The organism is Enterococcus sp. DIV1411a (genome assembly GCF_050531945.1).
Classification (GTDB): domain Bacteria; phylum Bacillota; class Bacilli; order Lactobacillales; family Enterococcaceae; genus Enterococcus_B; species Enterococcus_B faecium.
In genome coordinates, this window is sequence record NZ_CP172892.1 from 882,303 (window position 1) to 894,833 (window position 12,531).

13 protein-coding genes and 1 pseudogene are annotated in these 12,531 nt (G+C 38.1%); all 14 read left to right on the forward strand.

Annotated elements, in window-relative coordinates; translation table 11 throughout:
• Positions 1–125: 125 nt before the first annotated feature.
• The 14 genes and pseudogenes from rpsP (at position 126) to IGJ87_RS04270 (ending at position 12,377) form a co-directional block, all read left to right on the forward strand.
• Positions 126–401 (forward strand): 30S ribosomal protein S16, encoded by a 276-nt coding sequence (rpsP, locus tag IGJ87_RS04205; RefSeq protein ID WP_002290274.1) that lies wholly within the window; start codon positions 126–128, stop codon positions 399–401.
• Between the two features lie 11 nt (positions 402–412).
• On the forward strand, positions 413–664 hold the full coding sequence (locus tag IGJ87_RS04210; RefSeq protein ID WP_002290277.1) for a KH domain-containing protein: 252 nt from the start codon (positions 413–415) through the stop codon (positions 662–664).
• 123 nt (positions 665–787) lie between these two features.
• A complete protein-coding gene (locus IGJ87_RS04215; protein ID WP_002326259.1) occupies positions 788–1,579 on the forward strand; it encodes a hypothetical protein in 792 nt (263 codons plus the stop codon).
• A 169-nt stretch (positions 1,580–1,748) separates the two neighbouring features.
• On the forward strand, positions 1,749–2,270 hold the full coding sequence (gene rimM, locus IGJ87_RS04220) for a ribosome maturation factor RimM (protein WP_002293716.1): 522 nt from the start codon (positions 1,749–1,751) through the stop codon (positions 2,268–2,270).
• The gene (trmD, locus tag IGJ87_RS04225; protein ID WP_002293717.1) at positions 2,260–3,021 is read left to right on the forward strand and encodes a tRNA (guanosine(37)-N1)-methyltransferase TrmD; all 762 of its coding nucleotides are present in this window, start codon (positions 2,260–2,262) and stop codon (positions 3,019–3,021) included. Before rimM ends, trmD begins: the two co-directional genes overlap by 11 nt.
• Positions 3,022–3,156: 135 nt before the next feature.
• The gene (gene rplS, locus IGJ87_RS04230) at positions 3,157–3,504 is read left to right on the forward strand and encodes a 50S ribosomal protein L19 (protein ID WP_002286913.1); all 348 of its coding nucleotides are present in this window, start codon (positions 3,157–3,159) and stop codon (positions 3,502–3,504) included.
• 370 nt (positions 3,505–3,874) lie between these two features.
• A pseudogene (locus IGJ87_RS04235) lies at positions 3,875–4,536 on the forward strand (hypothetical protein).
• A gap of 176 nt (positions 4,537–4,712) precedes the next feature.
• A complete protein-coding gene (locus IGJ87_RS04240; RefSeq protein ID WP_002325884.1) occupies positions 4,713–5,666 on the forward strand; it encodes an IS30 family transposase in 954 nt (317 codons plus the stop codon).
• A 16-nt stretch (positions 5,667–5,682) separates the two neighbouring features.
• Positions 5,683–8,910: a fibrinogen-binding MSCRAMM adhesin Fss3 gene (fss3, locus tag IGJ87_RS04245; protein WP_317753588.1), complete on the forward strand. Its 3,228-nt coding sequence runs from the start codon at positions 5,683–5,685 to the stop codon at positions 8,908–8,910.
• 111 nt (positions 8,911–9,021) lie between these two features.
• Complete coding sequence (locus IGJ87_RS04250) at positions 9,022–9,336, forward strand: YdcP family protein (RefSeq protein ID WP_010718221.1); 315 nt, start codon at positions 9,022–9,024, stop codon at positions 9,334–9,336.
• A 12-nt stretch (positions 9,337–9,348) separates the two neighbouring features.
• On the forward strand, positions 9,349–9,723 hold the full coding sequence (locus IGJ87_RS04255) for a YdcP family protein (protein ID WP_010718220.1): 375 nt from the start codon (positions 9,349–9,351) through the stop codon (positions 9,721–9,723).
• 9 nt (positions 9,724–9,732) lie between these two features.
• Positions 9,733–10,068 carry a type II toxin-antitoxin system RelB/DinJ family antitoxin gene (locus tag IGJ87_RS04260; protein ID WP_010718219.1) on the forward strand — a complete coding sequence of 112 codons (336 nt, stop codon included), beginning with the start codon at positions 9,733–9,735 and terminating at the stop codon, positions 10,066–10,068.
• Between the two features lie 71 nt (positions 10,069–10,139).
• Positions 10,140–11,492 (forward strand): FtsK/SpoIIIE domain-containing protein, encoded by a 1,353-nt coding sequence (locus tag IGJ87_RS04265; protein WP_317753587.1) that lies wholly within the window; start codon positions 10,140–10,142, stop codon positions 11,490–11,492.
• 237 nt (positions 11,493–11,729) lie between these two features.
• Positions 11,730–12,377 (forward strand): ArsR/SmtB family transcription factor, encoded by a 648-nt coding sequence (locus IGJ87_RS04270; RefSeq protein WP_123840688.1) that lies wholly within the window; start codon positions 11,730–11,732, stop codon positions 12,375–12,377.
• Positions 12,378–12,531: the final 154 nt, after the last annotated feature.

The following is a 12,531-nucleotide window of genomic DNA, read 5'->3' on the forward strand; positions in this document are numbered from 1 at the left end:
TATACAAACGGCGTTCCTAAAAAAAATCGAATTTAATCAAGCTGTAAAGAAAAAAAGCTTTACAGGGTAAAAAAAAACTGTTACACTACATCTTGTGAATAAAACAATGGAGGTGGAAATAAATAATGGCAGTTAAAATCCGTTTAAAACGTATGGGTTCTAAAAAGAGTCCGTTTTACCGTATCGTCGTAGCTGATTCACGTTCTCCTCGTGATGGACGTTTCATCGAAACTGTAGGTACTTACAATCCTTTGAAAGACCCTGCAGAAGTAGTTTTAAAAGAAGACTTAGTTCTTGACTGGTTATCAAAAGGTGCACAACCTTCTGACACTGTACGTAACATCCTTTCAAAAGAAGGCGTTATGCAAAAACACCACGAAGCTAAATTCTCAAAGAAATAAGGTGACCGGATATGAAAGATTTAAGCGACTTAGTCTTAACAATCGTTCGTCCGCTAGTCACTTATCCTGATCAAGTCAAGTTAGACGTCGTAGAGTCGAAAGACTTTTACGAGTACAATCTAACAGTGGCTCCTGAAGATATTGGCCGTATCATTGGAAAACAAGGGCGTGTTGCTAAAGCAATCCGCACAATCGTTTACGGTGTTCGGATCAATGCACCGAAAAAAGTGCGTTTGAATATCATCGATGATAAGGAAAAGTAAATAAACGTGCTGTACTCGAATTTTCGAGTGCAGCTTTTTTGTTTTTTTATTAATTGAAGAAATGATTATTTGGCAAAACAAGCAAGAAAGCGTATCCTTATAGGAGGAGGGAGTGAACAGCCAATGAGAAAGAAAATGTTATTTATTCCATTTGCTCTATTGTTAAGCGCTTGTAGTTCGGTTACTCAAGAATCAGACAATACACATCTATCAAGCAGTATATCTGAAACTGTTACCAGTCCAGAAAAAAGTAGTACCAAAACGGCTACCACCACTGAACAAACAATGGCTACCTCAAATAATGAGAAAAAGACTGCTTTAGACCAGTTGAAAGAACAACAGCCAAATGTTCCCATGCCTCTAGATGTACCAGTCTCTTCAGGCTATCTCAATATCGCAGCGACACATACAAAGCAAGGTTATTCTATTTTATATTACAGAACAGATCGTCCCCTCGGGTTGAATGCTGACGAATTGAATCAAGAAACGCCTATTGCAACCTATCTATATCAATATGGGTTTGCTTCTAGTCAAGAAACAATCCAAGTTTTGCAGCCCTTTGAGATCGACACAAATGGTCAGCAAGTGGACTTAGGTTCTCGAATCACAGGGTATCAGCAAGGTGCAGCAGGTTCAAGTTTTCTTGAATGGCAAGAAGGAAACTGGCGTATTCGAATCCGTGGGAATAATATAGAAGGCCAAGATCCCTTACTATTAGCTAAAGAAATCGTAGCTTATTTGGAAGAAAACAGTCTACCAGCACCTGAACAATTTGGTAAAATTACTGTTGATATGGGTGATACGACGAATCGAGCCGTAGAAGTAAGCTGGCAAGAACCGAAAAATGCCTATACGATCACTCATCAAGATCCTATGTCTGCGTTGAAGATGGCAGTTTCTATGAAGAGGTTGTGAAATCAGCGCGCTGATCTGAGCCCATCATTTAACTCCAAGTCACAGGAAGTAATCAAAAATAGCACGCCGCATTTTTGCATAATTTTGGCTTAATACCTTAAAAGAAAACTAGAATTGCCTCTTCACACATGCTAAAATAAAACAGACAAAAAAGAAATGGGGATATAAGTTGACTGAATACTTGAATGTAGGAAAAATCGTAAACACACAAGGTATCAAAGGCGAAGTCCGTGTTATCTCAACAACGGATTTCCCAGAAGAACGTTACAAAAAAGGAACGGTGTTAACACTATTCCAAGACGGAAAAGCACCTGTGGAATTAACAGTCAAAAGTCATCGCAAACATAAAAATTTTGACTTATTGAGTTTTGAAGGACATCCTTCTATCAATGATGTGGAAAAATATCGGGATGGCATATTAAAAGTGTCAAAAGACAACTCTGTAGATCTAGCTGAAAATGAATTCTATTACCATGAGATCATCGGTCTGCATGTATTAGAAGATGGAACTGAGTTAGGTAAAGTAAAAGAAATCTTGTCACCAGGTGCCAATGATGTTTGGGTCGTTCAACGTCCGAAAAAAGCTGATATATTGCTTCCATATATCGCTTCTGTCGTCAAAGAAGTCGATTTAGAAGCTGGAGTGGTCCGTGTAGAAATTCCAGAAGGACTGATTGACGATGAAGATTGATGTATTGACTTTATTTCCAAGAATGTTTGAAGGTCCTATGGGGGAATCCATCATCGGTAAGGCTGTAGATAAAGGATTATTAGATATCAATATCTCTAACTTCCGCGATTATTCAGATAACAAACATCAGACAGTAGATGATTATCCATACGGCGGTGGAGCAGGTATGCTGCTCAAAGTCCAGCCCATCTATGATAACATCCAAGCCATTGAAAAAGCTGCACCGGATGTCAAAAAAAGAGTAATTCTTCTTGACCCAGCTGGTAAACGATTCGATCAGAAAATGGCAGAAGAATTTTCACAAGAAGAACACTTAGTATTCATTTGTGGTCATTATGAGGGATATGATGAACGTATCCGCACATTAGTGACAGATGAAGTTTCCTTAGGAGATTATGTCCTTACTGGGGGAGAATTAGGTGCGATGGTCATGATCGATGCAACAGTTCGGCTTTTGCCAGATGTGTTAGGGAATCAGACTTCAGCTCAAACGGATTCTTATTCAACCGGTTTATTGGAACATCCCCAATATACTCGCCCGGCAGAATATAAAGGGATGAAAGTACCAGAAGTATTGACAAATGGAAATCATAAATTGATTGAAGAATGGCAATTAAAAGAATCACTAAGAAGGACCTATCAACGTCGGCCTGATCTTTTGGAAACACTTGAATGGACACCTCAAATGACGAAATTTTTAGAAGAAATCAAGAAAGAAGAACAAGAAAAAACAGCAGATGAAGCCAAGTGACTTTTTCTAAAATATTCTTTACAGTAGGTTGATAATATGTTAGTATTTTATGGTGAGTGCAAAAGCACTTAACTATTACGATATTCCGCTGTGAGAAAAGCTCATAAGAATATTTGGAATAAGGAGAAGAAAACCATGAATCCATTAATCGAAGAATTAACAAAAGAACAATTACGTTCTGACATCCCAGCGTTCCGCCCTGGTGACACTGTGCGTGTTCACGCAAAAGTTGTTGAAGGTACTCGTGAACGTATCCAGTTATTTGAAGGTGTTGTTATCAAACGCCGCGGTGCTGGAATCAGCGAAACTTATACAGTACGTAAAGTTTCTAACGGAGTGGGCGTTGAACGTACATTCCCATTGCATACACCACGTGTTGCAAAAATCGAAGTAGTTCGCTACGGTAAAGTACGTCGTGCAAAATTGTACTACCTACGTGCATTACACGGAAAAGCTGCTCGTATCAAAGAAATCAGAAGATAAACACGGAAAACTTCCTTGGAAATCTGAAATCTGTGAAAAGTCCTTGTATATCAAGGGCTTTTTCTTTTTTCTCTATCACAGTTTTTAGCCATTTTTGGCTGTTTTGGACCATTTTTCACTCATATTCCCCCGAATTGTCCTAGATTGTCCGACATTGACTATCAGTGTCGTCAAAATAGGGCAAAATTTAGTAGTCAGCTTGACGACAAATATAATACGAAAAATACCAAAACATTTACCGAATTTAGCAACTTTTGAACCCGAGTTTCTTAAAGGGTCAGCTATTAGCAAAAAAGGCAAAACATGTGCTTTTCTACTAAAAAGTTGATGTGATAGGCTTCTATCTAAATAAATTTTAGGAGTTTTTATCGTGAAGCAAAATGATGGACGTATCATTTGGAAAAATCAAAGTGATTTAAAACTGATTTTAACAATTAATGAATTCATCGAAAAACACGGAATTAAATCTAGCCGTCAATACCAGAAAAAGCTAGCAGAAAATCCAAATTCTGCACCAAGCATGTGGTTCATTAACAAAAAATATGGATCATGGGAGAATTTATTGATTAGTATAGGAAAAGAAAATACTGATTATGGAAAATGGTCTAGAATGTCAGAACAAGAATTATTGGAAATAGTAGAATCTTTTATTAAGTGTGAGAAGATAAGTTCTCAGCGAATGTACGAAAAAAATCAGTAGAGAAGGACATTCCTTCACTTAGCACTGTTAAAAAGCGGTTAGGAGATATACGGCCTCTTTTTAAAGTGAAAAATGAGAAACCTAGTTTTACTGATTTTGAACTGCTGTTAGAACTAAAAAATGAAATAATCCGCTTGGACTTACAAGATGATTTATCAATGACAAAGTTTCGAAAATTAGTTCAATCCCCAAAACTACCGTCAGTTGATACAATCATGAAAAGAACAAACAAAAATTGGGAGGAATTAATGACAGAGATAGGATTTGATTATCGAAGAATCAAAATCTATAAGCAGAGAAACAACCTATCCAAGACAAAGAAAACTAAATAGTAGCACTCTAAATCAGACGTTCAAAATTGAAATTTGGACGTCTTTTTTTATTACCCAAAAACGAAAGGAGATTTATTTTACGCCGTTTGTATAATTAAGCGAGACAAATAAAAAAGCCATTTATGTTACACTCAAATTGTAATACCCGCTAAAGCATACAAGGAGAGTGAACATAAATGACTTATACCCATCTTACACCAAACGAGCTTGTAATGATAGAAGCATATTTTCATCAAGAAACTCCGGTTGCTATTGTTGCGAAGCAGCTTAAACGTGGACGCCAAACAATTTACAATGTCTATAACTTTCTCAAATGTGGTGGAACAGCACTTGAATACTTTGAACAATACAAAGAAAATAAGCGACGTTGTGGGAGAACCGAAATCATTTTTCCTGCTGAGGAAAAAGAATACATTGCAAAAAGATCAACTGAAGGTTGGACCCCAGACGTCATTATTGGCCGTGCAGAGCGAACCTTCTCTTGTTCAGTAAGTACCCTCTATCGCCGGTTTAAGACGGGAGAATTCAATGTTTTACATTTACCGATGCAAGGAAAACGAAAACCAAATGGTTATAAGGAAAAACGTGGAAAACAGGCATTCAAAAGAAATATTTCTGAGCGTAAAAAAGATTATGTCGTTTTCGAAGAAGAATTTGGACATTTAGAGGGTGATACGATTGTCGGCATCCACCATAAAAGTGCCGTCATCACGCTCGTTGAGCGACTTTCAAAAGCCATTATCGCCTTGAAACCAGAAGGCCGTAAGGCAGTTGATATTGAAAATTCGATTAATGAATGGCTTCAATCCGTACCCAAAAATCTTTTCAAATCAATTACCTTTGATTGTGGAAAAGAATTCTCTAATTGGAAAAGTATTAGTAATACGAATGATATTGATATTTATTTCGCAGACCCAGGAACGCCTTCCCAACGGGGATTAAATGAACATTCAAACGGACTCCTCCGAAAAGATGGACTACCAAAAGAAATGGACTTCAACCAAGTCAATCAAGGATTCATCTCATCCGTTGCGTCCAAAAGAAACCATATCCCTAGAAAATCACTAAATTACCAAACACCATTAGAAGTTTTTTTGAGTTACGTAAATGGAAAGTTTTGTCTCGCTTAATTTGACAAATAATATTATGAAAAAGCCAAGATTTAAGAATTGGCGGTTGCTTGCAACACTGGGCCTATTATGTCAAACAATCGGTGGATCACTTGGGCCAACGATTGCTTTTGCGGAGGAAGTTACGCATCCACAAACAGTGACGGTTGAATTGGATTTGGCTCACCAGTATGCTGTCGAAGGGACGTTTAGTGATGGGCGTCCTATGTCAGAAGTCACCGTTCCGCACTATGCAGTTTACAATGGTGTGAAACAAGATATTTTCTGTATTGAACCAGGAGTGCCAATTTACAATGAATTCACTCCAGGTTATGAGAAAAATCCATTACCGGATATGTCAGAAAAAGCAAAACTAGTTTCGGTTTTATGGAAAGAAGCGGGTACGGATGTGGATACTCATATTGTTGCTCAAAAGATGATCTGGCAAGAAGTCAATGGCTATACACTTCACTCTATCAAACGTTCCGATGGTAGTGCAGTAAATATTGCGGCTATTGAGGCAAAAATTAATCAAGCAATTGCCGACTATCAGAAGAAACCAAGCTTTCATAATTCCACAGTGAAAACCGTGTTAGGTCAATCAACGACTGTAACCGATACGAATGGCTTGAATTTATCGGAGTTTGATGAGGTTATCGAAAATACCGCAAACATTGATTATCGGGTGAATGGCAATCAATTAGTGATTACCCCGAATGCCAATTCAAAAGAAAGCGGTGTGTTAACCTTAAAGAAATCCGCTAATACAGGAACACCGGTAGCTTATAAAATGGCTGGCCAACAAACTTTGATGGCGGGGGCGATTGATAAGCCCAATACCTACACTATCAAAATTGACGTGGAAACTGAGGGCTCTTTGAAGATCAAAAAAATCGATAAAGAATCTGGTGACGTGGTACCTGGGACAGTTTTTCATTTAGATTTCGGCAAGGTACTTCCTGAAAAAGACGTGACTACGGATAAAGAAGGAATTGCGATATTGGATAGGATTCCTCATGGCACGAAAGTAACCATTACTGAAAAATCGGTGCCGGCGCCTTATACGATTGATACCACACCACTGACTGCCACCATTAAAGCGGGCGAAATAATTTCCGTGACTTCAAAAAATACGCGAGAAAAAGGTCAGATTATTCTGGATAAAACTGGAGTTGAAACAGGTAGTGATTTTTGGAACGATAATTACTCACTAGCTGGCAATGCTTTTGCTATACGGAAAGATAGCCCAACTGGTGAAATTGTCCAAGAAATCACAACTGACGAAAAAGGTCATGCGGAGACACCAAAAGATATTGCTAATGCTTTGGAGCTAGGAACATACTATGTGACAGAAACCAAAGCTAGTAATGGGTTCGTAAATACTTTTAAACCAGTAAAAGTTGAATTGAAGTATGCCAATCAGACCGTGGCTCTTGTTACCAGTAATGTGAAAGGGCAAAACCAAGAAATTACTGGTGAAACCACTTTGACGAAAGAAGACAAGGATACTGGGGATAAAACTCAAGGGAAAGCTGAGTTTACAGGAGCTGAATATACTCTCTTTACTGCAAAAGATGGTCAAGCTGTTAAATGGAGCGAGACTTTTAAACCAGAATTAGTGAAGGGCACGAAAGCTTCTGATGAAACTGTGACTTTGACTTTAGATGAAAAGAATCAAATTGCTGCTAAACACTTAGCAATTAATGAGTATTACTGGCAAGAAACAAAAGCGCCAGAAGGCTACGCCTTAGATGGAAACAAGTACCCTGTTTCCATCAAAAAAGTGGATGATAACGAAAAAAATGCCGTGATTACCCGAGATGTTACGGCAAAGGAACAAGTAATCCGCTTCGGCTTTGATTTCTTCAAGTTTGCCGGATCTGCTGCCGGGACTACCGAAACGGGCTTTAATGATTTAACCTTTAAGGTAACACCGTTAGAAGGAACCGAAGAAATTACCGGTGCTAAGGATGAAGCGACCACAGCTTACAATGAACAGCTAGGCTTTGATGGTTATGGCAAATTTGAAAATCTGCCTTATGGGGATTATTTACTAGAAGAAGTAGAAGCACCAGAAGGATTCCAAAAGATTACACCGCTAGAAATCCATTCTACTTTCAAAGAAAATAAAGAAGACTATGCTAAGATCGAATATGTCTTTACCATTACCGAAAAAGGACAAAAGCAGCCGATTAAAACAGTGAAAGTACCTTATGAGAAGCTAACCAATACGAATTTCTCTGTTAGTCTGAACCGTTTAATGCTTTATGATTTGTCTGAGGAAGAAGACAGCTTAACTTCTCTAGCGACTTGGAAAGACGGAAACAAAGAATTGACAACTCTGGATTCTACAGAGCTAGTTGATAAATTGAGTTACAACTTGCATGAAATCAAAGACGATTGGTATGTGGTGGCTCAAGCAATCGATGTGGAAGCCACAAAAGCTGACCAAGAAAAAGATGAACAAGCGAAACCAGTCGTAATTGCCGAAGCAACCGCAACTTTGGCGAACAAAGAGAAAACAGGAACTTGGGAAATTCTGCATAAATTAACCGCCGAACAAGTTTTGGATAAAACCATTGTCTTATTCAACTATGTGTATGAAAACAAGGAAGCTTTCGAAGCGGGCGATGAGCCAGTCGCAAAAGATGCTAGTTTGAATAATCAAGCACAAACTGTCAATTGTACAGTGGAACGTCATGTTTCCATCCAAACAAAAGCGCACTTAGAAGACGGATCTCAGACCTTTACTCATGGTGATGTGGTAGATATGTTTGACGATGTGTCCATTACCCATGATGTTCTGGATGGCTCAAAAGAAGCCTTTGAAACCATTTTGTATGCTTTATTACCAGATGGTACAAACAAAGAAATTTGGAAATCTGGCAAGATTGATTATGAAGTGAATGACAAAGAATTCACCAAAACTGTGCTTGCAGAAAAAGTCGATACCAGCAAATATCCAGAAGGAACTAAGTTTACCTTTGCGGAAATCAATTACGACAAAGATGGCAATATCAATGGCAAACACAATGAAGATCTGAAAGAAAAATCCCAAACCTTAACACCAAAAGAAGTTCCGACAACCCCTAGTACACCAGACCAACCGGAAACACCAACTGTTCCAAGTGACTCTCAAGAATCTAGTCCCACAGTAAAGACATTCCCTCAAACTGGGGAGAAAAATTCCAACGTTCTCCTATTCATTGGGTTTACCTTAATCTTTGCGACTGCTGGGTATTATTTCTGGAATCGCCGAAACTAAGGTGATGAGATGAAACAAGTAAATAGTAAAAACCAATGTGTGCGATCGCCTCCTAAAAAAGTGGTCGCGCTATTTTTGTATCCAAACTAAAAATGAAAAGAGGAAAAAAATATGGAATTAAAATTTGTCGTACCAAATATGGTCGAAACCTTTGGAAAGATAAGTTATGCCGGTGAAGGCGAAATTCTAACAGAAGGATATGGGCGGTATACTACGGTGATTGGTCGTAGTTATCATTTATATTCCAGTAAGCAACGCGCCGATGATATTGAAGTGGTGGTCGCAGCGGAAGCCGGGGAAAAGGATTTTGATCAAGATCAACCATTGAAGGCTGTCAATCCCCACTTAGTTGCCAAGGGTTATGAAATCGAGAACCGTGGTTTTACCGATTACGTGTTGCATGTCGATGATTTAGTGAAAGCATAGGAGGAAAAGAATATGAGATTAACAGAAGGTATTGTTGTAGATTCCGGATTAACGTTTGGGAAATTGCGGTTTTCCGCATTGCGCCGGGAAGTTCGCAAACAAAATGAGGATGGAACGATTAGTAATGAGATCAAAGAACGGACTTATAATTTGAAATCCTCGGCTCAAGGTCGAATGATTCAAGTCAGTATTCCAGCAAATGTTCCATTACGTGAGTTTGCCTATGATGCAGAAGTCGATTTGGTGAATCCAATTGTGGATACTGTCGCCAATTATGTTTTCCGAGAAGGGACCACCGTCAACTGGTTCATTAAAGCGGATGATTTGGTACTGAAACGCCCGCAAAATCAAGGAACTTCTACCAATCAAAACGAAGGGAAGAAATAGGTGAAGAGGATGAAAATTGATGTTGAGCATATGATGGATTGTCTGGAACAATATGGCAAAGGAGAGCTAACCGAAGAACAAATGAACAAAGCTCTGACGGTGAACGAAAAAGTATTTCTGATTATGCATCAAGATTTTCTTGAACCAGACGAAGAAGAGTTCGATGTCTTGGATTGGTTAGATGAAGAAGGCTCTTTCTTCATGGTTGTGGAAGTAGATGAACGCTTGTGTCGGGAAGCCGAATCCGTATTAGAAGAGATTGGTGTGGAAATGCCGGATGCCATTGAAAGTTTTTTAAAGCAATTAGTTGAAACCAAGCAACTCCCCATAGCAGTAAATGACTAGCATAACTTGTTGAAATTAGCCCAATGAAATTTCTGTTGGGCTTTTTTCGATTGGAGGTGGAAAACATCAAATTGTACAAAGGACATCGGATACGAGCAAGCGATCAACACTTAATTTATCACTTTGTTCTTGGATGGTTAATCGCTTTGTTCATTGGCTGGATGAGCATCTTTTATTTTCAAGAGCTTAGGCAGCTAGATATTTCTAAGCTATCACTTTCCACTATTGAAATCACTTGGGCTATGAAAGATTTAGTCCGTCTGCTTGGAAGTCTGGCGCTTTCGGGAAGTCTAATGTTATTTTATATTCATTTTTTTCATGATCACTGGCGAAGTCTGTGGCATCGACAAAAGCTAGCCCGGATGATTCTGGAAAATCATTGGTACGAAGTGAAACAAACCCAGAGTGAAGGCTTTTTCAAAGATTTGGATAGGAGCCGAACGAAGGAGACCATCAGTTACTTCCCCAAAATCTATTACCGTATGGAGAACGGCTTGATTTCCATTCGTGTCCAAATATCATTAGGAAAGTATCAGGATCAGCTTTTAAAGTTAGAAAAGAAGTTGGAGAGTGGGCTGTATTGTGAGCTAGTGGAAAAGGAACTCAAGGATTCTTATGTGGAATATACTTTGCTTTACGATATGATTGCCAATCGAATTGGAATTAAGGAGGTGGTGGCAGAAAATGGAGCTTTGCGATTGATGAAAAATCAAGTGTGGGCGTATGATTCCTTACCTCATATGTTAATCGCAGGTGGCACTGGTGGTGGGAAGACCTATTTCTTACTCACCATTATCGAGGCTTTGCTGAAATCTGATGCAGAACTATTTGTTCTTGACCCAAAAAATGCGGACTTAGCCGATTTAAGCACGGTAATGACTCACGTATACTCCCAAAAAGATGAAATTTCTACTTGTGTGGAGGATTTCTATGAACGCATGATGGCTCGTAGTGTGGCGATGAAAGAAATGCCAAACTACAAAACAGGAGAGAATTATGCGTATTTGGGACTTCCGCCCAACTTTTTAATCTTTGATGAATACGTGGCTTATATGGAGATGTTAACAACGAAGGAAAGTGCGGTGATTTTGAATAAGCTCAAGCAAATCGTGATGTTAGGTCGTCAATCTGGTTTCTTTCTGATTTTAGCTTGTCAAAGACCGGATGCGAAATATTTAGGAGATGGGATTCGGGATCAATTTAACTTCCGTGTGGCCTTGGGAAGGATGAGTGAACTCGGGTATTCCATGATGTTTGGTGAGGTTGAAAAAAACTTCTTTATGAAACGCATCAAAGGACGAGGTTATGTGGATACAGGCGGGAGTGTGATTAGTGAGTTTTATACTCCTTTAGTTCCAAAGAGTTATAACTTTTTAGATGCCATTCAGGACATAATACAAGTAAATCTTAAATCTAAAGAATAACGCTAAAATACAAACCGACATTTAATCTGTTTTATTTTCTTAATCTATTTTTAGAGATAAGGTAAATATCATGAATTTCTAGAAAACAAGATATAAATTTATGTCAAACAGGAGAACAGTATTGAAAGTAAAAAACTCAAAGCAATTGACAATACGTGATTAAATGGATACTATTCAACTTATTAATTGAACTATTTTAGTAGAAGAGATTGAAAATCTTAAAGGAGAAAAATTGAGATGAATCACACTAATAAAGAGTTATTTGAACAATATTCTTTGATGGGGAAAGCTTTAGCTAATTCAAATCGTTTGGAAATCATGAGCCTTCTTATGCAATCTCCAAAAACAGTTGAGAATATTGCAAAAGATACTGATTTATCTGTTGCGAATGTCTCCAAACATTTACAGACCCTTTTGAAAGCTCACTTAGTTAAAAATCAAAAATATAAAAATTATATTTATTATCAAGTTTTTGATGTGAACATTGAGAATATGTTGACGCTCTTTTTTGAAACCGCCCAAGATCAGCTTGTTAAGCGAAATGTGATTAAGCAAAATTTTGAAAATCCTAAAGAAGACGATTACATTTTGACGATTGAAGATTTAGAAGAAAAGATTCAGGCAAAAGAGGTTGTACTGATTGATGTAAGACCTTCAGAGGAATACTTAACTGCCCATATTCCTGGTGCTATTTCGATGCCTGTGCAAGAGTTGGAAAGTATGATTAATCACTTACCGAAAGATAAAGAAATCGTTGCTTACTGCCGTGGGCCGCATTGCTTGATGGCAAAAGAGGCAATTGCGATTTTAGAAAAATATGGTCGACAGGCTGTTCGACTTAGCGAAAGTGTAAATGATTGGAATTTACATCATATCTCTCATTGATAGAAAGAAATTGAAACTGCCTATTAATTAGGCGGTTTTTTTCTTGATACAAATATTTTGCCAGAGAAATATATTTATGTTAGTATTCAACTCGTTAGTTGAATAGGTTTTGAATTAGAAATTGTGGAGGAATGTAAATGGAATTAGATGTAAT

Excerpts from the sequence above, each read along its gene's own strand:
- rpsP (WP_002290274.1), top strand. The coding sequence starts at position 126 with ATGGCAGTTAAAATCCGTTTAAAACGTATGGGTTCTAAAAAGAGTCCG.
- IGJ87_RS04210 (WP_002290277.1), top strand. The coding sequence starts at position 413 with ATGAAAGATTTAAGCGACTTAGTCTTAACAATCGTTCGTCCGCTAGTC.
- IGJ87_RS04215 (WP_002326259.1), top strand. The coding sequence starts at position 788 with ATGAGAAAGAAAATGTTATTTATTCCATTTGCTCTATTGTTAAGCGCT.
- trmD (WP_002293717.1), top strand. The coding sequence starts at position 2,260 with ATGAAGATTGATGTATTGACTTTATTTCCAAGAATGTTTGAAGGTCCT.
- rplS (WP_002286913.1), top strand. The coding sequence starts at position 3,157 with ATGAATCCATTAATCGAAGAATTAACAAAAGAACAATTACGTTCTGAC.
- IGJ87_RS04240 (WP_002325884.1), top strand. The coding sequence starts at position 4,713 with ATGACTTATACCCATCTTACACCAAACGAGCTTGTAATGATAGAAGCA.
- fss3 (WP_317753588.1), top strand. The coding sequence starts at position 5,683 with ATGAAAAAGCCAAGATTTAAGAATTGGCGGTTGCTTGCAACACTGGGC.
- IGJ87_RS04250 (WP_010718221.1), top strand. The coding sequence starts at position 9,022 with ATGGAATTAAAATTTGTCGTACCAAATATGGTCGAAACCTTTGGAAAG.
- IGJ87_RS04255 (WP_010718220.1), top strand. The coding sequence starts at position 9,349 with ATGAGATTAACAGAAGGTATTGTTGTAGATTCCGGATTAACGTTTGGG.
- IGJ87_RS04260 (WP_010718219.1), top strand. The coding sequence starts at position 9,733 with ATGAAAATTGATGTTGAGCATATGATGGATTGTCTGGAACAATATGGC.
- IGJ87_RS04270 (WP_123840688.1), top strand. The coding sequence starts at position 11,730 with ATGAATCACACTAATAAAGAGTTATTTGAACAATATTCTTTGATGGGG.